Origin of the sequence: Clostridioides sp. ZZV15-6597, from assembly GCF_020657815.1 — a bacterium.
Lineage (GTDB): Bacteria > Bacillota > Clostridia > Peptostreptococcales > Peptostreptococcaceae > Clostridioides.
On the sequence record NZ_JAGWCT010000051.1, the window covers coordinates 1 to 22,031 of the forward strand.

24 protein-coding genes and 1 pseudogene are annotated in these 22,031 nt (G+C 25.5%); 9 read left to right on the forward strand and 16 right to left on the reverse strand.

Annotation, left to right across the window (positions count from 1 at the left end; translation table 11 throughout):
- Positions 1–84: 84 nt before the first annotated feature.
- The 3 genes from KGF52_RS12295 to KGF52_RS12305 all read right to left on the reverse strand — a co-directional run bounded on the left by KGF52_RS12295 (position 85) and on the right by KGF52_RS12305 (position 3,410).
- Positions 85–426 (reverse strand): LytTR family transcriptional regulator DNA-binding domain-containing protein, encoded by a 342-nt coding sequence (locus tag KGF52_RS12295; RefSeq protein ID WP_227829954.1) that lies wholly within the window; start codon positions 424–426, stop codon positions 85–87.
- Between the two features lie 1,409 nt (positions 427–1,835).
- Positions 1,836–2,504, reverse strand: coding sequence for a histidine kinase (locus KGF52_RS12300; protein WP_227840377.1), 669 nt, complete (start codon positions 2,502–2,504; stop codon positions 1,836–1,838).
- 528 nt (positions 2,505–3,032) lie between these two features.
- Positions 3,033–3,410 (reverse strand): BlaI/MecI/CopY family transcriptional regulator, encoded by a 378-nt coding sequence (locus KGF52_RS12305; RefSeq protein ID WP_227829955.1) that lies wholly within the window; start codon positions 3,408–3,410, stop codon positions 3,033–3,035.
- Between the two features lie 340 nt (positions 3,411–3,750).
- Here KGF52_RS12305 and KGF52_RS21630 point away from each other — a divergent pair, with 340 nt between their 5' ends.
- Positions 3,751–4,083 carry an HXXEE domain-containing protein gene (locus KGF52_RS21630; RefSeq protein WP_413894808.1) on the forward strand — a complete coding sequence of 111 codons (333 nt, stop codon included), beginning with the start codon at positions 3,751–3,753 and terminating at the stop codon, positions 4,081–4,083.
- Positions 4,084–4,274: 191 nt separating this feature from the next.
- Here the strand turns inward: KGF52_RS21630 and KGF52_RS12315 are convergent, their stop codons facing one another.
- Both KGF52_RS12315 and KGF52_RS21635 read right to left on the reverse strand, forming a co-directional pair.
- Positions 4,275–5,246, reverse strand: coding sequence for an MFS transporter (locus KGF52_RS12315; RefSeq protein ID WP_413927395.1), 972 nt, complete (start codon positions 5,244–5,246; stop codon positions 4,275–4,277).
- A 33-nt stretch (positions 5,247–5,279) separates the two neighbouring features.
- Positions 5,280–5,477, reverse strand: coding sequence for a multidrug transporter (locus tag KGF52_RS21635; RefSeq protein WP_413840309.1), 198 nt, complete (start codon positions 5,475–5,477; stop codon positions 5,280–5,282).
- A gap of 243 nt (positions 5,478–5,720) precedes the next feature.
- On the opposite strand from KGF52_RS21635, the gene KGF52_RS12320 reads away from it, so the two are divergent.
- Positions 5,721–6,194: a DUF2798 domain-containing protein gene (locus KGF52_RS12320; RefSeq protein ID WP_227840378.1), complete on the forward strand. Its 474-nt coding sequence runs from the start codon at positions 5,721–5,723 to the stop codon at positions 6,192–6,194.
- 535 nt (positions 6,195–6,729) lie between these two features.
- Here KGF52_RS12320 and KGF52_RS12325 read toward each other — a convergent pair.
- On the reverse strand, positions 6,730–7,941 hold the full coding sequence (locus tag KGF52_RS12325) for a diaminopimelate decarboxylase family protein (RefSeq protein WP_227829957.1): 1,212 nt from the start codon (positions 7,939–7,941) through the stop codon (positions 6,730–6,732).
- Positions 7,942–8,429: 488 nt separating this feature from the next.
- Here KGF52_RS12325 and KGF52_RS12330 point away from each other — a divergent pair, with 488 nt between their 5' ends.
- Positions 8,430–9,032, forward strand: a complete 603-nt coding sequence (locus KGF52_RS12330) for a flavodoxin family protein (protein WP_227840379.1) — start codon at positions 8,430–8,432, stop codon at positions 9,030–9,032.
- A 140-nt stretch (positions 9,033–9,172) separates the two neighbouring features.
- Here KGF52_RS12330 and KGF52_RS12335 read toward each other — a convergent pair whose 3' ends face one another.
- The 3 genes from KGF52_RS12335 to KGF52_RS12345 form a co-directional block, all read right to left on the reverse strand.
- Entirely contained in the window at positions 9,173–10,921 is a 1,749-nt protein-coding gene (locus KGF52_RS12335; RefSeq protein WP_227840380.1) for a cell wall-binding repeat-containing protein, read from the reverse strand.
- Between the two features lie 249 nt (positions 10,922–11,170).
- Positions 11,171–11,632: a methyltransferase family protein gene (locus KGF52_RS12340; protein WP_227840381.1), complete on the reverse strand. Its 462-nt coding sequence runs from the start codon at positions 11,630–11,632 to the stop codon at positions 11,171–11,173.
- A gap of 88 nt (positions 11,633–11,720) precedes the next feature.
- Complete coding sequence (locus tag KGF52_RS12345; protein WP_227840382.1) at positions 11,721–12,611, reverse strand: MBL fold metallo-hydrolase; 891 nt, start codon at positions 12,609–12,611, stop codon at positions 11,721–11,723.
- 147 nt (positions 12,612–12,758) lie between these two features.
- Between KGF52_RS12345 and KGF52_RS12350 the strand changes: the two genes are divergently transcribed.
- From KGF52_RS12350 to KGF52_RS12365, 4 genes are all read left to right on the forward strand, one after another.
- Positions 12,759–13,619, forward strand: a complete 861-nt coding sequence (locus tag KGF52_RS12350; protein ID WP_227828539.1) for a YitT family protein — start codon at positions 12,759–12,761, stop codon at positions 13,617–13,619.
- 800 nt (positions 13,620–14,419) lie between these two features.
- Positions 14,420–14,986, forward strand: a complete 567-nt coding sequence (locus KGF52_RS12355) for a TerD family protein (RefSeq protein ID WP_227828538.1) — start codon at positions 14,420–14,422, stop codon at positions 14,984–14,986.
- A gap of 41 nt (positions 14,987–15,027) precedes the next feature.
- Complete coding sequence (locus KGF52_RS12360; RefSeq protein WP_227840383.1) at positions 15,028–15,609, forward strand: TerD family protein; 582 nt, start codon at positions 15,028–15,030, stop codon at positions 15,607–15,609.
- 929 nt (positions 15,610–16,538) lie between these two features.
- Complete coding sequence (locus tag KGF52_RS12365; protein WP_227840384.1) at positions 16,539–16,856, forward strand: hypothetical protein; 318 nt, start codon at positions 16,539–16,541, stop codon at positions 16,854–16,856.
- Positions 16,857–17,047: 191 nt separating this feature from the next.
- Here the strand turns inward: KGF52_RS12365 and KGF52_RS21640 are convergent, their stop codons facing one another.
- From KGF52_RS21640 to KGF52_RS12395, 7 genes and pseudogenes are all read right to left on the reverse strand, one after another.
- A complete protein-coding gene (locus KGF52_RS21640) occupies positions 17,048–17,299 on the reverse strand; it encodes a cell wall-binding repeat-containing protein (protein WP_413894810.1) in 252 nt (83 codons plus the stop codon).
- Between the two features lie 207 nt (positions 17,300–17,506).
- Positions 17,507–18,073 (reverse strand): hypothetical protein, encoded by a 567-nt coding sequence (locus KGF52_RS12375; RefSeq protein ID WP_227828531.1) that lies wholly within the window; start codon positions 18,071–18,073, stop codon positions 17,507–17,509.
- A gap of 441 nt (positions 18,074–18,514) precedes the next feature.
- A complete protein-coding gene (locus tag KGF52_RS12380; protein WP_227840385.1) occupies positions 18,515–18,733 on the reverse strand; it encodes a hypothetical protein in 219 nt (72 codons plus the stop codon).
- Positions 18,734–18,751: 18 nt separating this feature from the next.
- A complete protein-coding gene (locus KGF52_RS12385; protein WP_227840386.1) occupies positions 18,752–19,507 on the reverse strand; it encodes a DUF1835 domain-containing protein in 756 nt (251 codons plus the stop codon).
- A gap of 382 nt (positions 19,508–19,889) precedes the next feature.
- A pseudogene (locus KGF52_RS21450) lies at positions 19,890–20,015 on the reverse strand (ORF6C domain-containing protein); the annotation flags it as partial.
- 49 nt (positions 20,016–20,064) lie between these two features.
- Positions 20,065–20,262, reverse strand: coding sequence for an ORF6C domain-containing protein (locus KGF52_RS21455; protein WP_413894761.1), 198 nt, complete (start codon positions 20,260–20,262; stop codon positions 20,065–20,067).
- A gap of 206 nt (positions 20,263–20,468) precedes the next feature.
- A complete protein-coding gene (locus tag KGF52_RS12395) occupies positions 20,469–20,591 on the reverse strand; it encodes an ORF6N domain-containing protein (RefSeq protein WP_227840387.1) in 123 nt (40 codons plus the stop codon).
- A gap of 867 nt (positions 20,592–21,458) precedes the next feature.
- On the opposite strand from KGF52_RS12395, the gene KGF52_RS21645 reads away from it, so the two are divergent.
- Together KGF52_RS21645 and KGF52_RS21650 are read left to right on the forward strand one after the other, a co-directional pair.
- Positions 21,459–21,620: an agmatine deiminase family protein gene (locus tag KGF52_RS21645; RefSeq protein ID WP_227840391.1), complete on the forward strand. Its 162-nt coding sequence runs from the start codon at positions 21,459–21,461 to the stop codon at positions 21,618–21,620.
- 202 nt (positions 21,621–21,822) lie between these two features.
- Positions 21,823–21,987, forward strand: coding sequence for an agmatine deiminase family protein (locus tag KGF52_RS21650; protein ID WP_227840392.1), 165 nt, complete (start codon positions 21,823–21,825; stop codon positions 21,985–21,987).
- The last annotated feature ends 44 nt before the right edge of the window (positions 21,988–22,031 follow it).

A 22,031-nucleotide genomic window follows, 5' to 3' on the forward strand; every position in this document is an offset into this window, starting at 1 on the left:
GTCTTATATTTTATCATAATTTAAAGTTTATTAATAATGCAATAAAATAAATAAAGAGGCTGTATAAAATACAGCCTCTCAAAGTTAATATTTATAATCATATAATTTTTCTAACTTCTTTTCTAATTTCTTTTTTCTATCTAAACCTAAAACTCTTATAAAGTTATTTCCTACAAAAATACAATTATTGCTGAGATAAAATTCACACTTATCTAAATTTACAATATAACTGTTACTACATTTGAAAAAATTTTCTTCTTTCAGTAGTTTTTTTATACTAGAAGAATTTTCTCCAATATAATAAGTTTCATTTTCTGTATAAATTTTTGATTCATACTCTTGCTTTTCTATGTACAAAATCTCTTTAATGTTAATTGAAAAACGTTTATCTTCGTGTTCAATATTAATAAAACATTCCTCTTTCATTACCATCCCTCCAAGTATTCTTATTAATTTAATTTTAGTGTTTTTTATCAATTTAATCTATCGGAAATATATGTAAGATTAGTCTATTTGAAATATTTATAAAGTTATTTTTGATATTGACTTACAAACTCATTTTTTGGCATTAATTTTTAAAGTTAAAGTAGCCTATTATAAATAATATCAGTAATTATAGATACATATTTCTTTAATAAAATAACTCTTCAATAAAGTTGTGTAAAATTATACATATAAAAGTAAATATTGACTTTTATATGTATAATTTTAAGGATTAAGATTTAATTACAGATTTGTTAAAATAATTTTATACTTCTTAATTATCAATTGAAAGTTCATAGACATATCACAAATATATAGCCAAAATCAATCTTGTGGTAACAACTAACAAACACAGATTATCTATAAAGTCTAAAGTAAAAAATATGGAATTATATAACTTGCAAAAGATTTCAGATTTGCACAAAGGATACTACAAAGTGTCTCTTGTCTTATTCACGGTCCAAAGACAATTATTATAATAGCTGGAATGAACAAAGTAGTTGATGATATTCAGTCTGCCAGTGGAAGAATTTGAACATTTACTTGTTCTGCACTAGCATTAAATTGAAAACGTAAGGCCCCTTTAGAAAAAACTACTCATTACAAGGTAAGCATTTCTTGAAATTATTAAAAAGTTGATAAGTAATATTACATGGTATAGTTATGGACATAAAAAAACAGTCTATATGTTAAAATAAACTGTTCTATAAACTAAAACTTGATAATTTTTAAAATTGAACCTGTATAATTATATCTATAGGTTCACAATAACAATCAATCCTAAAAATCCTATCATAAGAATTGTTCTAATCAAAGCTAATACATTGATAATTATTTTTGTCTTATGTTTTTATATATACTATCAATAATCCTTTTGTAATATTGTACTGTCTAGACTTCATACTTTATATCCGTTCTAATTACTATTTTCCATCTGTTTATGTGCTTCTATTTTTTCATATCCAAGAATCTTGTATTCACAAAAGATATGTGAAAATACTCTTTTTTATTCTGAATAACTTGCTTCAATTTATTTAAAAATCTGCATAATATGTTGTCACTATTAGTTCTTCATAGTATTCTAACTTTAATACCATCTAATAATAGGAGGAATTTATGAACTACTTAATAGTTTTCTTAATAAGGTTATTTATATATTTTTTACTCCTACCATACAACTTAGGAATATCTGATTTAATCTTACTTATTTCACTAATACACTCATTTTAAAGAATCTTATCACAATCAACTTTATCTACTTCACCAGATAATTCAAGTTTCAATATTTTAAAACAAATAAGCTATAATATATCAATTAGAAATATTCACTAAGCTATTTTTATATGTATTAATTAATTTATTATATTATCTTTTTTAGCTTTAATTTTAAGTATTATACGTATTAATACAAATATTGAGATATTGGACAATATCAATAGTAAAACTATTACTAGAAAAACAACTCTCTTTTCAGGAGAAATTTTTAAAAGATTAATAATATAATCGTAAAGTATAAAAAAAGATAATAAATTTGCTATCATTGGAACACATATATACAATTCTTTTTTACTAATTTTAAAATTAGTAAAAGAAATTTTATATATGTACAATAATATAATTAAAATCAATTTTCCAAAAAAGATAGCTTCATATCTGTATAAATTTCCATTAAGTAAAATATTCATATTATCTAAATTGTTCATTGAAACTACTAATAGCATACTCAATGCATTTATACCTATTAACACCATCCAATAAAAAAACAAAATCACTAAACATTTATATATATTGACCTTATAATTTGACTTATAAAAAATAAAGGTTATAAGAATACATATCCATATTCTATCATTAGCTCCTACATTTATATAAAAAGAACAAATAATGAGAAAAACAGAAAATAAGAAAGATATATTTAACTTTATTAAATTAGTTTTTACTTTACTTGTATAATCAAATACTTTCTTGCATGCCCATATCTCTATAATAGAAGAAACAATTGTTATAAACGTGTCTAGCATAATAACTCCCCAAAAATAATTAATTTATATCTTCACAATAAAATATACCATTAAAAATACATACTCATTATAACATAAAAAGACACTTAAATTTGATATTATTACTTAATGATTTTAATAATAGTATAAAATCAACTATGAAATATTGACAATTAAGTTGTTAACAATACAATCAGAAAATATAAAAATTATTTCTTCATTTTATTTTAATTATGCTTAAAAATATAAGTCGACTCTAAGAACAATTAGAAACAATTAAGGCAGTTTGATATGATTAAATAAAATAATTGCTTGAATTAAGAAAAAATATTGAATTAAAAGATTATTTTTAAAACTAAAAACATAGAGCACTAAAATAGGTGGTATCATTTAATTTGATACCATCTACTTTAATCATTATAGGTATTTTACTGAATTTACGCCTATTAATCATCAATTTATAAATAGTTGATAACTTATTAAATAATACCAGCATAGATTCTTGTATATATCTATCTATTAAAAACTTAAGCATGCAAACACATATACTTATTCATCCTTTAAATTTTTAAAATGATTTTCAAATAAATCTAATGCATTTTTGTCAATAACTTCATCTTCATGTAATGCTGAAAGTAAACTTTGCAAAGAATTATCATGTATATTACTTAAAAAATCTTTTGTCTCAACATTTAAATATTCTTTGTGTCCAACAACTATCGTATAATGAGTATATCTATCTATTTTTTCTGCATCCAAGAAATGCTTTTTAACAAGTCTTGATAAAAGTGTCAATGTTGTTGTTTGTTTCCATCCATATTTTTGTTCCATAGCTTCAATAGTTTCTTTTGATGTCACTGTATCATTTTTTTCCCAAATAAACTTCATAACTTTTAACTCTGCTTGTGGTATTTTTGAAATTGTCATAACCTTACGCCCCTCTCAAACTTTTATTAAATTAATACTATCGCAATATAGTTTTTAAGTCAAAGATTTTGTCGATAATAATATTTTCCAATTTTTTCCATAATTTATTTCTTGATATAATTCTATAACAAATTACATAAGAAATGTTTATTCTACATTATGAAATTAAATATATACACTATTAAAAAACTAAAAATTTAAACTTTTCTTTAATTGATATATAAAAATTGGATATATAGCATTTATATTTGACATTTTCTTTGAAAGAATCGTACAAAAATTAAAAAATAATTTGTGTTCGATTTTCTTATAATATCACTTTTTTATTATTACGCTTTCAATTATAACTTTGCTATCTTGTATCTTTGACAACTATTTCATTTGGTATGGATGTTTATTTGCTTTTACATTTCATTTTATATTTCCTCACTTTAACTTATATATCCGATTTAAACACCATGTTCCTGGCGTATTCACATCCATAATCTTTTTACCAATCTGTATCTGGCTACTTTATATTACATCGAATATGCTTAATTATAGTCTGTTTAAACTTTCACTTTCCTGTTTTATTGGTACAATTTTATTAGTAATAATATTTGTTTCACTTCATAAAGCTATGAAATTTTTTGAGTATTTACTAATAATGTATCAGGGTGAAAATAATCATTAGTTTTAGATATTATTATAATTTCTACCATTATACAACAGGCAAACAAATGGTACAAGGAGGTTGTAAAAACACAATTTTAAGGTTAATAAAAATAAAAGAATTCATAAAAATGAATTCTTTTATCTATAATTTTGATTAGTTTTTTAAATATAGTACTAAAGCTACTCTTCCTTTTTATCAAAGTTTAAAGATTATTTTACATTATCTTTAGTAAATAATCCAGTAAATTTATACATCCAAAGTGCATTCAAAAATAATAATATACTTGTTGAGAAAAATACTGTTCTAATACCTAAATGGGCCGATATTTGTCCCCCTAAAAAAGCTTCTGATGAACATCCCATATACTGAGCAGATGCATTATATCCAAATATTTTTCCAACATATTCTTCTGGTGCAATTTTTTTTAATAAACTATTTACAGAAGGATTAAGCCCTGCCACTGATAATCCTAATAAAAATCTCATAAACATCAGTTGCCATGCAGTTCTTACAAAAGCTTGTGGTATAAATATAATTCCTGCCCATAAAAGTGAAATTAGTAATACCTTTTGAGGTCCTATTTTATCTGACATTTTTCCAAGTTTTTGAGCTGCCAATAGGTTTGCTAATCCTGATGCAGAAAATGTCAATCCTGCTATTAAAGCTACATTTGATGCAAAATTTGTAAGCTGTGATATATATATTGTTACAATTGGTTCTATAGAATATAATGCCAGCTGAGTAATAAATGTAGTCACAAAAATAGATGCAATTAAAAACTTATTTGGCAATGGATTTAATTGTTCTTTAGGTATAGAAATTAACTCTTTTATTTCTTTAGGTCTAAAATTATCTACTACAAACAGAATAGATATGATAAATGATACAAATAATAATCCTCCTGTTATAATAAATACACTTTTAAGTCCTAAAATTGATTCTATATACCCTCCTACTGTTGGCCCAATTAATGAACCAGTAGTTGATGCAGTTGCAAGTGTACCTAAGGCCCAACCAGAATGATTTTTATCTGTCTGAGTTGCAATCAGTGTAGTACATGCAGTTGCATAACCTGTAAAAACACCTTGAAGAATCCTTAGCCCTAATAGCTGATAAACATTTTGTACAAATGCCATGGTAAATATCACTATTCCCATACCAATACTTGCACGTAAAAGCATTGATTTTCTTCCATATTTATCAGCAGCTTTCCCTCAAATTGGCGAAAAAAATGCTGCTACTACAAAAGTACATCCAAAAATCATACCTGAATACTGTTGTATTAAGCCTACATCAGTTACACCCAACTGCTTAATATATAATGGAAGTATAGGTGCTATTTGGCTCATACCTATAGAACTAAAGAACATCCCTATCCAACATACAAATAAATTTCTTTTCCACAATTCCATATAGAACTACACCCCCTAAATTTTAAATTTCTTTGACAGCACTATAATTTTATTACCTTATACTATTAATTATAAAGTTTAAAAAACTTAATTTCCATGGATATCCATAAAAATAAAAATATTTTATGGATATTTCTATCTATTTCAAAAATAAATTTCAAATTTTTAAAAATTTACTTACGACAAAATTTTTCTTCATGTATAATCCTAATAGAAATAAATTACACTTGGAGGTAAATGAATATGCCACAAAATAGAAAAGAAAGTTTAATATTTACAGTGATTATGTGTGCCTTTATGGTATTTTTTATGAGTGTCTATAATGTCTCTTTGCATGAAGGCCTTTCGCTAGAAACTGTAAAAAATGCTTGGATGAGTTTTCCACTAGCATATGTAGTAGGTATGATTTTTGATTGGTTTGTTGTTTCTAAAATTGCTAAAAAAATCGCATTTCGCATTGTAAATCCAGAAAGTAGACAAATTGCAAAGGCCATTGTTATATCAAGTTGTATGGTATGTGGAATGGTTATATGTATGTCTTTATTTGGAGCCATTGAATCAGTTGGTTTCTCTAGTACAATCTTATTTGTATGGGTTGTTAATATATTCAACAACTTTATTATTGCATTGCCATTACAACTACTAATTGCAGGCCCTTTAGTGAGATTTGTTTTTAGGAGGTTATTTCCTGAAGGAATAATTGTAGATTGTTTATAACTATACAAAACTACATAAGACTTTATACTATAAGTATACTTATCCCAAATCAAGCTACTACACTATACAATAATTTTTAATTAGTGGCAAATAAATTTGTTACCAAATTTATTTGCCATCAAATTCATCGTTAATTATATTTTAGATTTATGAAATTCCATTCAAATTTATTAAATTTAATTTTCACATTATGTTCAAATTCACTCTTGGCAATGTATTTTTCATTTTGTAGAATCAAGTAAAAATTTTATTATATAGTAGACTACCACTATTTTCATACTTACTCCCCTCTAAAAATAAAGTATGCTTATCATAATCAGTCATTACCAGTTAATCTATGATATAGGTGACAAATTAAATTCTTTTATGAATATTTTAATAGGTACTTTCGATAATTCTGAACAACACAAGGAATTACAAAATAGAAGAATCAAATTGACTTCTTATGAGATTCCAAATGGTTATGATAAAATAGCTTTTACTTATTAAAAATTAGGAAATATAGAATATTCCAGTTTGAAGATTTCAGAAAAATTCACTCAATCCACCCATCTTTTTTTTTATAATATTGTCTAGGAAATTCATAGTTTGAAAACATTAATGGAGATAGAGAATACGAGTAACTACCAGCATTATTAATTGAAACCACATCTCCTATAACTGCCTTTTTTAATTTAACATTATTGGCTAATACATCTAATGATGTACAAAGATTTCCAACTATTGTTACATACTCTTCTTCTTCTGAACTACTTAATACTGAAAAAGAAAATGCATGATTTGATGTATATAATGGTTCTTGCCCTTCTAATTCTACACCACAAGTTACTTTCTCAATTAAATTAGAAATAATAGGTCTCATAAATCCATTAAGACCATTTCTTACAACAAGATACTTTGTCCCTCTTGATACCTTAATATCGACAATTTTAGTATAGTAATTGCCTGATGTGCAAACTACAAAACGACCTGATTCAATAAAGAGTCTAGCCTTTAATGTATTTGCATTAGTAGAAACAATCTTTTCAGTTAATATCGAAAGCTTTTTAAAATTAACTGGACTTTCTTTAAGATTATCATATGCTACTCCAATACCACTACCAAAATTTATAAACTCAATGTTTATATGTTCACTTTTATTTAAATTTAATGCTATGAGAAAACATTTTTCATAATAACATCCTAACTTTTCAAAATCTAGCACTTGAGATTTAATATGTATATGTATCCCAACTACAGATATATAGTTACAAAGATTTAGTATTTTAAAAACATTATCTATATCTTCTATATCAATACCAAACTTGCTTGATATAGAGCTATCATCATCCATAGTAAAATCAGGATTTATTCTAAGACCTATTTTAATTTTTTTATTATGTTTTTTTGATATTTTATTTATAAGTTCTATTTCTGTTATACTATCTGCAATAATTATACACTTATCTAAAACAGCTTCTATATCCTCTTCTGTCTTTCCTGGTGCAGAATAGTAAATATTATCTCTAACCACTCCACATTCTTTTGAAATCAATACTTCTTTCATTGATGCCGCATCTGTTCCAAACCCTTGTTTAGCAATACTTTTCACAATTTTATTATATGGATTTGTTTTTATGGAATATAAAAAGTCAAAACCTAAAATATTATTTTTTAACTCCATACATCTTTCGATTATATTAACCTCATCATATATATAACATGGTGCATGTTCTTTTATAAAGTTATATTCTTGATTTAAATACATATTTTATACCTCCATGGTTATAGATGATTTTATTAATTAAGTTCCTATACTAATTATAATATATTTTACTATAGAAATAATTTATTTCAACTTTGTTACAGATTAAAAAAGTATATTGTTGTTAATGTATTCTCGTAGTATCCTAAGTTTATATTAAACTTTAAAATTGTGAGGTTATATATGAAATTTTTAATAGTCTTTTTAGCATATTTTTTAATGTATATTTTACTGGTACGTATTGGAAAAAGAATTAATAAAGTATATCCATACAAAAATCATATTTTTACATGGATGATTTTAATTTTACTAGCATTCTACATAGTTACTAATATTGCTAGTTTTCTAAAAGTACTTCTTTAGACTATTGGTTTTAAACTACCAAATAAAATAAAAATCATTCTATGTAATATATATTTAAAAAGTTTTTATAAAATCTAAATATTACTATATGATTAAAAATTATTTTAAAATAATATGGAGGTGTTAATATGAAAGTATGTATTCTTATGGGAAGCCCTAAGAAGAATGGCAATACAGCTTCTATTTTAGAGCCATTTATAGAAGAACTAGAAAACTATAATGCAAATCTTGAAATGTTATGGTTATATGATTATCAAATAGAACCTTGTATTGCCTGTAAAAAATGTCAGAAAAATTTATCTTCTTTTGGATGTTGTCATGATGATGATGTTCATAAAATTTTCAAAAAAGTTCTTATGTGTGATTTGATTATTCTTGCAACTCCAATTTATTCTTGGTATTGCACTGCTCCAATGAAAGCATTGCTTGATAGATTGGTATATGGTATGAATAAATACTATGGTGATGAAAAAGGACCAGCACTATGGTCAGGAAAATCACTAGCACTTATTACAACTTGTGGATATAGCCCTGAAAAAGGAGCTGATATCTGGGAAGATGGTATAAAGCGTTATTGCAAACATTCACAGTTGAAATATATAGGAATGCTTGTTGAACGTGATTTAGGTAAACCTAATTTTATGGATACTGAAAAAGAAGAACACTCTCGTCAATTTGCAAAATATATTTATAACATTGTACATAATTCATTTAAAGCAGATAACTATTAACTATACTACAATAAAATACTATTTTTTGAGACACAATTTTTTGTTTACAGTTATCTAAATTTTATAACTTAATAATACAAATAAAACAAATAAAGCTTATATAATTTAAAAATTATATAAGCTTTATTTCCACCTGTATTTTAGTTTTGAAATGATATATCATTTATACCACTATTTTTCACCTCTATAATTGGATGGCCATTACCTAAAGTATAATCATTAGACCAACCTTCTGGTAACTTGTTTAATCCTCTATTATCCAATTTTAAGTGTAAATTTGATGGTTCTTTTTTTAATTTTAATTTAAATACACCACTAAATATATCTGTGTCATCTTTCCCAAACACGCTTATATTTCCATTTATATTTGTAGCAGTTACCCCAACAATACCATTATTAGCTCTAAACTTTATTTCAGACAATATAGATTCAGCAGATACACTTGAAACTCCGTTATTAATATTTATATTAAAAGGATATGTTATATCACTATCTTCAACGTTTACAGTTCCATTATCAACATTAATTGTAGCTCCTCCTTTGATATTATAAACTCTTACTGACCCATTTCCAGTATCTATCTTAAAATTAGAATAAACTCTATCAGGAATTCCTATCTTTAATATATTTACCATCTTATCTTTACTTGCATTTATAATATTATCACCATTCATATCTTCTACAGTATTATCTGTATTTTTTTCTATTTTTTTCTTAGCACTTACAACCACCTTACCATTTTTTACATTATTAGAAGATTCTTCTTTATTTACAGAAAAAGTACAATTTTTTTCATTGCTAACACTAACATAATCAAATTCAAATTTATTAGTATCTGTCTTTTCAATAATTACACCTAAATTATCCATCTCTATAGACATTTCAGATACTTCATTTCCATCAATTGTAGTTAAATGTTTTATTATATTTGGTGTTATGTCCATGTCACTATACTCTGCTATATCTAAACATTGTTTATATGTATTTGAATCGATTCCCCCAACTTTAGTTATACTTTTAGCTCCTTTTAATATGCTTTTATTACTTCCATCAGCAACTAAAACGATTGGTTTTTCTTTTGCTAGAGGAGATAATGTCAATGCATCTATTAATTGATATCCTTTTGTTATGTAAAAACCATTTGCCCCATTATAAAACTTTTCTATTACTTTTTTATTAGTTTCAAATCTATCATTTCCCCCAACTCTAGTTGCATTGGTCTCTTTTATTAACTTTTCATCTATTGCAGAACTACCTCCTATAGCATAAACACTTAACTCTTTAGTACTAAACGGAATTTTTTTACCATCTGTAAGTATTATTGGCACCTTATTTTTTGCTGCTACAGGTGCTATACTCATAGCATCAGCCTCACCGACAAATCCATTTGTTATCATAACTTCTTTTACTTTACTAACTCCATTTATTTTTTTTGCTACATTGTAACTAGTTTCAATTCTACTATTTCCACTTATTCTTTCTACTTCAATATTTTTTCTTTTTATATCTTTTTCTACTGAACTATCAATTGTATTATAACCACCAATTATATATACTTTTTTTACGACATTCAAATTCTTATTATTTAATCTATTTAATGTCGCATTTGGTAGTTCATTTTTTTTAGTTAAAAGTATTGGAGCATTGATAGTACCTGATAGCCCACTTGATGAAAGCCCATCAGATAAATTTTTATCTCCATTAACTAATATTACAGTGTCATAAGTCTGCTTATCTGCTATAAGTCCTGCTGTTTCATATCTATCAGTTCCTATTATAGAATCCTCTTTAATTTGTGCACTTGCAGTTAAACTATTAAAAAAAAATAGAGTCAAAGCCAAAGTTGATATACCTATTTTTTTACTGAATTTTTTGAACTTTTTATTCATAATCCCTACTATTTCCCCCTTCTTATAATTAATTATTTTTTTAATTTTTATAAATTTACCTCTTTATTTACAAATTATAGCATAATTTTATAATTAAATAGCTATTCTCTTAAAATTATTTAATATAAAAAAGCTGTATTTCTATTTATTAATTAATAGTCAAGTAAGTAATAAATAGAAATACAGCTTAAAATATTCGACTTTTTACCAAGGTTATTTCATCTGATTAATAAACTAGAAATTTACACTTTACCAAATATAAGGTATAATACGATATTTCGTTTTTTGACAATATTCCTTATATCCATCAAGTTCAGCACTAAGTAACTTCTCTTCATCTAATATCCGAAACACAATTATTATGCATAAAGTAATTGCAGCAATCATTCCCCACCATGAATTCAGTGCTAGAGGTGTAAAAAGTATAATTAATATAGCACCTAGATACATAGGATGTCGCACAACTGAATATGGTCCATCAGTAATCACTTTTTGATTACTCATAACAGTTATAACTTTTGATGTAAAGGAATTGTATCGAAAAACAAAGAATACAATTATAAATCCAATTAAAATAAGTACATCTGATATTATTGTCAAAATAAGTGGAATACTAGACCAAGCAAAGCGGTTATCTAGAGCTGGTACTTCTAGCAATCCAAATAAGAAAAGAAATCCAGCAATACTTTGACCAAGTATTTGTTGTGGCAATTTGATGGCAAATTTTATTTTTATCTCTTTTTTTCAAAGATACTTGTATTAAAATATTTTTATTGCATAGTTTGATATTTTTCAGTATTTATACAGCTTTTATCATCATCTTGCCACCATCAAATACATATTCAACCATATTGTGTTCATATAAATATGTTATATAAGAACGTATTGTACTACCAACTAGAACGTATTGATTAGCATCTAATTTAACGTTGTACACATCACACATTTTTTCAATGACTTCATCAATCATAATTGGTTCACAACAAACCTTTTTAATATTAGATATTATCTCTTCCATCTTCTCTTTATTGACATCAATTAAATCTTGTATACTTGTAGTCTTGACAGAGTGACTTGGAACAAAAAAATCTGCATCAAGAGTTTTCATTTTTTCTAACGTTTTAAATTGTGAATCTATATCCAATAAAAAAAAGAAATGATATTTACTAATTATATTTTCTGGTGTAAGGCTATCTGCAACAAACAAAACATTATCTGGAGTTCTAACACCAATCATTTCAAAATAATGACCAGGAAGAGAAATCGCTTCAAGTTCTGTATCTAAAATTTTCCCATTTGAAGGTATAATATAATCAACTTCACTCTCTTTTGCTAATAAAAATTTATTTTTTAATGCTTTACTTGGATACCCTCCATACAAAAATGCTGATTCTAATATTGGATTTTCTGTAAAGTATCCTTCTATTTTAGTTGTAGCAATCTTGCATTTTGTTTGATTTTTCAAATATGCATTCCCTCCTATGTGGTCTGCATTTGAATGAGTGTTTATTATTAGTTTAGGATTTAAATTATGCTCCTCTAATAGTCTAAGAACTTGTCTGGCTGTATCTTTGTTATTTCCACTGTCAATTAAAATTGCATTATTTCCATCTACATATACACCTACTATTGTAGGAAGTGGGATATAATATGTATTTCCTTCTATATGTTCTAAAGTCAGTTTAGCCATTTTATAACCTCCCTTAAATTTATTTTTAATTATAGCATTAATTTTCAGAAAATTCCAATCAAATTATTTTTATAATATGTTTTTATTTTTTTTATTAAAAATTGGAAAAACTATATGATATATATTATAATCTATATATAAGGAGTGATGTTATTGAAAAAAGATAGAATAACTTTTTCAGAAATTTTAATATTAATTGTAGGCTGTATATTAATGGCAATTTCTCTTAACATGTTTTTTAATCCACATGCAATTGCTGCTGGTGGTATAACAGGTCTTGGAGTTGTTTTAAATTCATTATTTGGTGTACAACTTTGGATTGTCAATTTACTTTTAAATATACCTCTATTCATATTTGCTTACAGAATACTTTCAAAGAAAGATTGCTTTAAAACAGTCTTAGGTATAATTTTTCTTACTATAGCACTTAAAGTTACTGCAAATATGACTACACTAGATATTACAAATGATATGTATCTTGCAATTATATCTGGTTCTATTTTAATGGGAGTTGGTCAAGGCCTTATTTTTAGAATAAATGGCTCTACAGGTGGAACCGATTTGATGGCACTCCTATTAAATAAATATTTTCCTACACTTAGTATCCCTGTTTTGATGGGTATTGTCGACTGTGTTGTAGTAGTACTATCGGGAATAGTAAATAGACAAGTTGAGATTGCACTTTATTCAACTGTAGCACTATACATTTTAGTAAAAATTAGTGACTTACTTATTGAAGGATTTAATTATTCAAAATCATTTACTATTATATCTGACCTTTCATCAGACATAAGTAAAAGAATAATGGAAGATTTAGATAGAGGCGCAACTATTCTAAAAGGCGAAGGTGCTTATACTGGAGAAAATAAAAATGTACTTTTGGTTGTAGTTGAGAAAAAAGAAGTTGTTGAACTAAAAAAATTAGTGAAAAGTGTCGATCCTAATGCATTTATAATAATTACAGATATACATGAAGCTTTAGGAAATGGATTTAAAAAAATAGAATAATCACAAAAACAAATAGCAAGCATAAATTTCAGATATAAAAAACTTATATTTTTATATTTGAAAATTGTGCTTGCTGTTTTTCATACAATAAACAATCAAAAAATACACCACTTAGATTTAATTTTAAATTTATCTCATTGTGCTAAATTTACATTATTTATTAGTTTAATATCTATATTTTATATACTTTCCTATCAATATAAATTTAAAATAGATTAATTACATTGACACAAATCTGTATAAAATATATGTTAAATTATCTACTACTATAATAAGTAATTGTAATTTACATATAAATTACGATTACTTATCTATAAATTTCTTTTTTATCTTACTATCAATGATAGGTATAGGAATTATCATCCCAATTATACTGATTAAAAGATTAATCAAACTTAAGTATTCAGGTCTAATTTTTATAAAAATTTTATTCAAACATACAACAATTACTAAAAATAATCCTATAATAATCCATATATATCTCCCAACTTTATATAAATTTCTATACATATAATCTTATCTACAAACTACAAGTTTTTATAATTATTATTCTCCATTATATCATTTATTGAATTTTTTAACAATTAAACGAAATATAAACTTAAACACCTATGCAATTACTAATTATAAAGTATTTTAAAATTACACAAGACCTATATTTATGGATTATAAGATATTTATATAATAAATGATTCATAAATATAGCCAAATTGGTCTAAATATGTATATAATAAAAATAATATGATGATTATATTTAACACTGTCAATAAAACTAAAAATATTAAAAAGGAGAACTTAAAATGAGTGTTAATTTACAAAAAGGACAAAGAGTAAGTTTAGTAAAAGATGCTAATCCTGTAAAAAATTTAGTTGTAGGATTAGGGTGGGATATGAACAAACTAGGTAAGAAAAACTATGATTTAGATGCATTTGCAATAGCATTAACTAATGAAGATAAAATGAAATCATCAAAAGACTTAGTTTATTTTGGACATCTTAAACATCCTTCTAAATCTATCATACATACTGGTGATAACTTAACTGGAAGAGGCGAAGGAGACGATGAACAAATAAATGTTAATTTAGGTGAGATACCTGAATATGTACACAAAATAGTTTTTGGAGTTTCTATATACAGAGCTAAAAAAAGAAATCAAGATTTTGGCCAGATGAATAATTCTTTTATAAGGCTAGTTGATTCAAATTCTAGACAAGAATTATTTAAATATAACCTTCAAGAAGACTTTTCTGGTAAAGTAACAGTTTTGGCAGGCGAAATTTATCGCAGAAATGAAGAATGGAAATTTAATGCCCTAGGAATTGGTCAAAATGAAGAGCTTCATGAATTAACTGATATATATCGTTAATACTAACTATAATAAAAAATTTATAAAAGGAGTTGTTTTAAATGGGTATAACTTTAGCAAAGGGACAAAAAGTAAGTTTAACAAAAACTAACCCAGGTCTTAAAAAAGTAATGGTAGGATTAGGATGGGATACTAATAAATATGATGGTGGTTTTGATTTTGATTTAGATGCTTCTGCATTTTTAACTGGAGCTGATGGTAAGGTAACAAATGATGGAGATTTCATATTCTATAATAATTTAAAACATGCTTCTGGAGCAGTTGAATACATGGGAGATAATAGAACAGGAGTTGGAGATGGTGATGATGAGCAAATAAGTGTTGACCTATCTAAAATACCACAAAACATTGCAAAGATATCATTCACTGTTACTATAAATGAAGCTACTACAAGAAGACAAAACTTTGGACAAGTTGAAAATTCATATATAAGAATTTATAATGAAGAAACTAATGAAGAGCTTATCAAATATGAATTAGGTGAAGATTTTAGTATAGAAACAGCAATAGTGGTTGCAGAGTTATATAAACATAACGAAGAATGGAAATTCAATGCCTTAGGTTCTGGTTTTGAAGATGGTCTTGCAGGATTATGTGGAAATTTTGGTGTTAATATAGGCTAATAAGTAATTTAAAATAAAAAGGATATTTTTAAATTATATTAAATTGATCTGTTAATTTAAAAAAAATACAAGTATTTAAAAAGTTTTCAAAATACTCTTTGACCATATAATACTTAGTAAAAAAATAGAAATGTGCTATTAGCACAACTCTAATAAGTATGTTTTCTGTTTTTAAGATTTGTCGTAGGATATTTACGTATTCTACGGCTTTCTTATGCGTAAATCTTATCAACAAAATTAAAGTACAAATATCCAATTTACCACAAATACAGTATCCTCATTCAGAATAATCCACTTAGAGTTGTCTTGGTCTTTTTTGTAGCTGTAGTAGAATTGTGAAAACCATACTTTCTACGTATTTGCTGAGTATCTAATCTTGCTGATGGTATCTTTCGTATTATCCTACAAACTCGTCTTCTTAGCTTAAATGTTAGTAGAGTACCATAACCTTCTCATTTTGCTGTAATATTAAAATAACTCTTTCCTTTTGTTTTCGTATTCATGTTTTATTGTGTCAAAATTTTTATCATATTCCTATTTTAAAATATAGTCACTAATCTACCTCATAAATCACGATTTTAGAAAGTGGTGAAAAAAATGAGAAGATAAATTATACATAAGTTACTTTGATAAAAATAAGGAGAACAAAAAGCAAGTGGCATTCCTTTGACAGAATCCTATCAGGATGAACAATATATCACTACTTTTCTTCCAAAGCCTAAATTGAAATTTTCTAATACAGCTATAACATGTCTTATGTTTTAGTATGATAATTTTCGTTCGTTTTATTATTACAACTTATACTATAGTTTTATTTGCTTTGTTAATATTTGTAATATTTTAGACACTCTTTATACTTATGTTACTGATATACTTTGATTAAGAAAAGTAAATATAAATAGAGTATATTATAAAGGAGATAATGTTATATGGATTTTTGGAACAATACACTTTTAAGTATGGGCGTAATATTTACAATAGGAACTACAATAAGATATTTAATTAAAGGTAAAGATAATTATTGTAAGAAAAAATATTTAGATAAGTTAGAGTTGAAGTATGGAAATATAGATAGAGAAAAAGCTATTAAACTAGAACTATTTTTTAACTATTTAATAAGTTTAGAATACATAATAATGGGTTTATTAATAAGAAAATTTGATACTGCAATAATATCAGTGATATTGGTATCTATTATAACACTAGTATCTTATTATTTAGTTAGAAAGAAATATATAACTCTGTAAGAACTAATAAGATTGATTAAATTAAGAAAAGAAGGTAACAACTAACTCTAGTTGCTACTTTCTAGTCTATTTAACTAAGTTTTCTATTTCACTAAAAGCTTTTTCATTTCCATTTCCTCTAATTTGAGTTATATATCTAAATTCTTTCTTATTTATTAAACTATTCTAGATATCTCTTATATCATCTCCAACTAATATACAGGTGATTCTGTCTTACCTGTAAGAACTCCTACTGATAAAGCATCAACTAAATCATTTTCCCTATTTTCTCCATTTTTTACAATATATAAATTATCTAAAACGCCATTATCATAAAAATAATCTATTACTTTTGAATTAGTTTCTGTTCTATCTTCTCCAGCTATTTTAATTACAGATGGAAGTTTATCTTCAATATCTTTATTAAATAAACTATCTCTACCCTCTACATATGATTTTGATATATCTTAATTGTCAATTAATTCTTCTATTGCTTTCATATCATCATTTTGATTAAGTTGCTCTGGTATAAAACTTATTAAATTATCCATTTTTATTCCCTCTAAAGTATAAAACTCAACTTAAACAGTCAATATCCTTCAAAAATTATTCCACAGTTTACAAAATAATACAAACTTTCACTAAAAAAAGAACTCTTGTTATTGAGTTCTTTAATACGCTTTTATGGGTATCCTAAATTCTTTTGTTTCCATATTATCAGCTGATAATACTACTTCTATATACGCTTCTTTTTTAAGCATAACACAATTTTTAAAATTAAATTGTTCTATTCTAAAATTTATTCCTTTATGAATTGTAGTATTATCTTTTGGGTGCCATCTAAGTTCTTTATTTATTTGTTCAAAATTATTATTTTCTCCAATATCTACTTCCATATTAATAAATTTCAAACTTAATATAGGGCTTTTTGCAACAATAGTACTTTTATTTTCTATTACAAAATCAACTAAGTTGTTACTATGAATTTCGGCATAAACATTAGATTTATCATCTATCTTATTTGAATTAAGTCTAATATATCCATTACCATTTTCATAATAATCACCAGCCATATTATTCTCATTATTTCTTCTATATTTTAATATCAATTTGGCTTGTTTATTAGATTCCATAAAAGCCATAATTGATATAATTAAGGCTGCTATTGCTGCAAATGATGCAATTACAGAAATTATATTTACATAGTTACCAAGAAATTCATTAAACTGATTGAGCATATCTTTTTCTCCTTAAAAACATTCCTTTATCTTATTATAGTTGTATAATATTTTTTACATTTATTTTTAATTTATTACACAAACTTCTTGTATAAAAAAAGACCACCTATAAAGATGATTCTCTAGACTAAGTATCTATGTTTTTGTTTATACTCTGTAACAGCATCATTTCATGCATCTTGCTCTCTTATTCCCTTTTCTCTAGCAATTCTTTGTGCTATCTTTCTAACTAATTCAGCACTTTTTAATATTCCTATACTAACCACTTCCTTATCTCTATTCTACATTATACCATATAATAAAGAATAAAGCTAATTCCTATTAAGTTCTGTTACTCTGTTTCATAAATTCAAAAACTTAATCTCATAACATATTTACCATTCTCATTTTAATTTATTGTATAAAAAAAGGCCACCTACTAAGATGACCTTTTAACTTAATCTATTTTTTATCTTTACACCACTTCTTATTGGTATCATCTTTTATGTAAGTTCTAACTATTTCGCCACAGTCTAAACATAAGTCAGAATATGTTTTTGAGACCTTAGATGAAAATCTTGTATTATATTCTAAGCCAGTTCTATATATAACAAATCCTGATTCACTGACTGTAGAAATACCTTGCTCTATATTCTCACTACCACAATTAGGGAATTTCATATTTATACCTCCAAATAATTAAATTTTTCTTATCTCATTATCAGAATAAAAATCATATTTACTTCCTTTTATTTCTATTATTTTTAACTTTGATAACTCCACTATCCTCCAAAGTATAAACCAATCTTTTACACGCATTTCATCTTCAAACATACATTCTGCAACAACTCCAATTAAAGGTTGACATTTATCACTGATATTTTTTAGTATATATTTATCAAAATAAGTTTCTTCAACACTTTTAATTTCTTCCCCTACTAAGGCTCTAAGAGCAGCATTTTCTTTAACTAATATATCCCATTTATTTTTAATTTCTAACTTTTCATTAAAGCTAATTTCTAGTGCTTTATCTAAAAAGAATGGAAAATCTTCTGGAGCCATTTCACTAGTAAATGAATATTTAGTCAGACCGTCTTCTGTCTTTTTTTCATCTATTAATACAATTTTTATATTTTTATCTTGAAGCTTACTCACTACATAATATAACCCACACAAATCTTTTGGATTATTTGCACACCATATTATTGTATCTCTATGTTTTACTAATTTTCTATCTTCTAGTAAATTTGCTTTAAATAATAATTTAGGATTGTTTTCAAAATCCTTTCTAATTTTAAAAATATTTTCTCTTAATTCATGATTATTTACATCTGAAATATCACCTATTGATAAATCATCTTCAAATGATACAATTTTATTATGTGGTATTAACTTTAACTTCATTGCTTCTTTTAATAAATAACAACAAACATCATTAAAACATATATGCGCCATACAATTCACCTCTTTGTACAATTAATAATTTATTATTTATTTTATTATAATATATAGACTGTACTTATTAAACAATTCTAAACTTTTATAATCTTTCATTTTTCATATAAAAAAGACTAAATTTTAAATAACTTAGTCTTTTTTAACAGTGGATATATATTATTAATGGATCAAGTTCTAGGAATTGGACCTAGATTAAACACCAGTCCTTACATGGTTAGTGGGGTTACCAAACCCCATGCCTTTAGACTCTGAATTAAGATACAAAACTGTATGAGATTTTAATCTCATCAAGTATTAATACCTTTTGAACATAATTAGAATTGAACTAACAGTGTCCTCACGCCCTGCCTGTTCTGTTCACATAAGCTGTAGTAATACCTTAACTCTCTATTGATAACTGACTATTTAATAATCTTACTTCTTCTTCAAGAACTGTAGGCAATTTATAATTGTCTACTATTTCCAGTACTTTATCTAATTGACAACGCTTTATAGCTTTGTAACTATCTACTTTAAATTATCGCTTAATCTGATGATATATATCACTGTAAACTTTACCTTTTAGAGATTTTATCTTTATAAGACTTACTGCCATGACCATCAAGAGATTTTGTTGCTATTCTCTTAACATTTTTTACAATACTCTCACATTCAACATTAAATAGTGGTGCATCATCCATAAAGTTCTCTAATTTCTCATTAACACTCTCTATTTTAGTTTCTAAGTCAAATAATTCTGTAACTCTTTTGATGCACTTAAAAGAGGATTATTTAATTTTTTTCTCATAGAAAAATATCCATCAACTATCTTTTCATATTGCTCCTAAGCTTTATCAACTTATAATATTTTTAATAGCTTTGAATAACCTCTTTCAGACAACAAATATATGTTATTTGCATTTGTATAAGATTGATTAGAGTATCACATTTCCAAACTCAGTGATTTTAAATAACTTAGTCACTCAGAACTACTCACTAAAATATCTATACCATCTTTAAATCTTTTTATATTATTATTTATAAGTTCATTTACATGCTTAAGCTCTCTATTATGTATTTCAGCCATATCTTCTACTGACATTGCTTTCTTACCTTTTCATTTATAATCTATCTCTCCTTTTTCTTTTGAATAATTTATTTCAATTTATTTACAGTTCTCCAAAATCGGTTGCTATTATTAACAGCTCATATTACTCTAAGATTATACTAATTTATGAGGTGATTGTTTATGGACTATTATCCTATGCCAAAGTATTTAATAACTTTTTTAATTGCGATTTTTGTTTTTATTCCGATAAGTTCTATTTGTCAAAAGATATAAAAAAGTTTCTTTTTTATTTATTTACATATTGTATTGGTTATTCAATTATTAGTTATTTATATTATTTTTTTACAATTTATGGTTAATATTAGGAGAATAAATTTATGACTGTATTTTCTTATTTGCAAGCATCAAATACATTTATCATTCTGTCTATAGTTTTAGGAATACTTATGACAATCAATGATAATAAAAAACAACTATTAAAATTTAAATTACTGAATTATTGTTTTTTTATATGTATGAGTATCTCTTATATTTTTTCTTTTTTAGTCTTTTTTCAAGATTTTAATTCAAATATATTAGAAATTATTGCTCATATTTTATCTATAATACTATTAATCGCTTGTAATAGAGTTTCGACTAAAAATGCTTTGAATACTAGTCTTTACACTTTACTAGCATTTTGGTTTAGCCCTCTATTTGCAATAATATTATTATTTTGGATACACAAACCTCACAAATATCTTAATAGTTAAACTTTTTATTTTTAGAAGGTAAAAAATATAATTGGTTAAATATACTTTGTACCTTCTAATTATTTTGTTTTAATTGATATGTCTATTGAATATAATATCAAAATGAGTTAGAGGGTATTTGGATTAAAATGACACAAACATTCCAGTCATCGATATCTCTGATTTCGTGCTTGAAGGTGGTTCCATTGAAATGGATGGTAATGGGACATTAATAGCAAGTCTTAGTTCTGTTGTCAGCAGAAACCAGAACCTTACTGTGAAGCAGGTCGAAAAATATCTTTTCCAGTATCTTAGTGTAACAAGTCACTGACAAGTACATCATCGATACACACATTGATGGAATTGCTCGCTTTCTTAATACTCACACTATTTTAACAGTGTCAAATGATGATTTTTTAGAGCTTTATGAAAACATCAACATGGATGATTATAGTACTATATAAAAGACCAAAAATACAAGTGGTGAAGCTTATGAAATTGTGTAACTCCCTCTAACTAAAAACATAAAAGAACTGGAGTACAAAGATTCTTACTTGAATTACTATATTAGAAATAAGACGACACTTGTACCTGTATATGATGATGAAAATGATGGTGTCGCACTGGAAATCATATCAGAGCTTTACCCTAAAAGGAAAATTGCTCCAATCAAGGTGAACTCCCTTTTTCAATATTGAGGAATAATTCATTGTATAACACAGCAACAACCAGTGAGTAAATA

Bases quoted from the DNA above. Each gene is read 5' to 3' on its own strand.
- KGF52_RS12350 (WP_227828539.1), top strand. From the start codon at position 12,759: ATGTTATTGAAAAAAGATAGAATAACTTTTTCAGAAATTTTAATATTA.
- KGF52_RS12365 (WP_227840384.1), top strand. From the start codon at position 16,539: ATGGATTTTTGGAACAATACACTTTTAAGTATGGGCGTAATATTTACA.
- KGF52_RS12325 (WP_227829957.1), bottom strand. From the start codon at position 7,941: ATGTATTTAAATCAAGAATATAACTTTATAAAAGAACATGCACCATGT.
- KGF52_RS12380 (WP_227840385.1), bottom strand. From the start codon at position 18,733: ATGAAATTCCCTAATTGTGGTAGTGAGAATATAGAGCAAGGTATTTCT.
- KGF52_RS12300 (WP_227840377.1), bottom strand. From the start codon at position 2,504: ATGCTAGACACGTTTATAACAATTGTTTCTTCTATTATAGAGATATGG.
- KGF52_RS12295 (WP_227829954.1), bottom strand. From the start codon at position 426: ATGAAAGAGGAATGTTTTATTAATATTGAACACGAAGATAAACGTTTT.
- KGF52_RS12330 (WP_227840379.1), top strand. From the start codon at position 8,430: ATGAAAGTATGTATTCTTATGGGAAGCCCTAAGAAGAATGGCAATACA.
- KGF52_RS12315 (WP_413927395.1), bottom strand. From the start codon at position 5,246: ATGCTTTTACGTGCAAGTATTGGTATGGGAATAGTGATATTTACCATG.
- KGF52_RS12335 (WP_227840380.1), bottom strand. From the start codon at position 10,921: ATGAATAAAAAGTTCAAAAAATTCAGTAAAAAAATAGGTATATCAACT.
- KGF52_RS12345 (WP_227840382.1), bottom strand. From the start codon at position 12,611: ATGGCTAAACTGACTTTAGAACATATAGAAGGAAATACATATTATATC.
- KGF52_RS12375 (WP_227828531.1), bottom strand. From the start codon at position 18,073: ATGCTCAATCAGTTTAATGAATTTCTTGGTAACTATGTAAATATAATT.
- KGF52_RS21635 (WP_413840309.1), bottom strand. From the start codon at position 5,477: ATGGAATTGTGGAAAAGAAATTTATTTGTATGTTGGATAGGGATGTTC.
- KGF52_RS12395 (WP_227840387.1), bottom strand. From the start codon at position 20,591: ATGTCAGTAGAAGATATGGCTGAAATACATAATAGAGAGCTTAAGCAT.
- KGF52_RS12385 (WP_227840386.1), bottom strand. From the start codon at position 19,507: ATGGCGCATATATGTTTTAATGATGTTTGTTGTTATTTATTAAAAGAA.
- KGF52_RS12360 (WP_227840383.1), top strand. From the start codon at position 15,028: ATGGGTATAACTTTAGCAAAGGGACAAAAAGTAAGTTTAACAAAAACT.
- KGF52_RS12320 (WP_227840378.1), top strand. From the start codon at position 5,721: ATGCCACAAAATAGAAAAGAAAGTTTAATATTTACAGTGATTATGTGT.
- KGF52_RS12305 (WP_227829955.1), bottom strand. From the start codon at position 3,410: ATGACAATTTCAAAAATACCACAAGCAGAGTTAAAAGTTATGAAGTTT.
- KGF52_RS12355 (WP_227828538.1), top strand. From the start codon at position 14,420: ATGAGTGTTAATTTACAAAAAGGACAAAGAGTAAGTTTAGTAAAAGAT.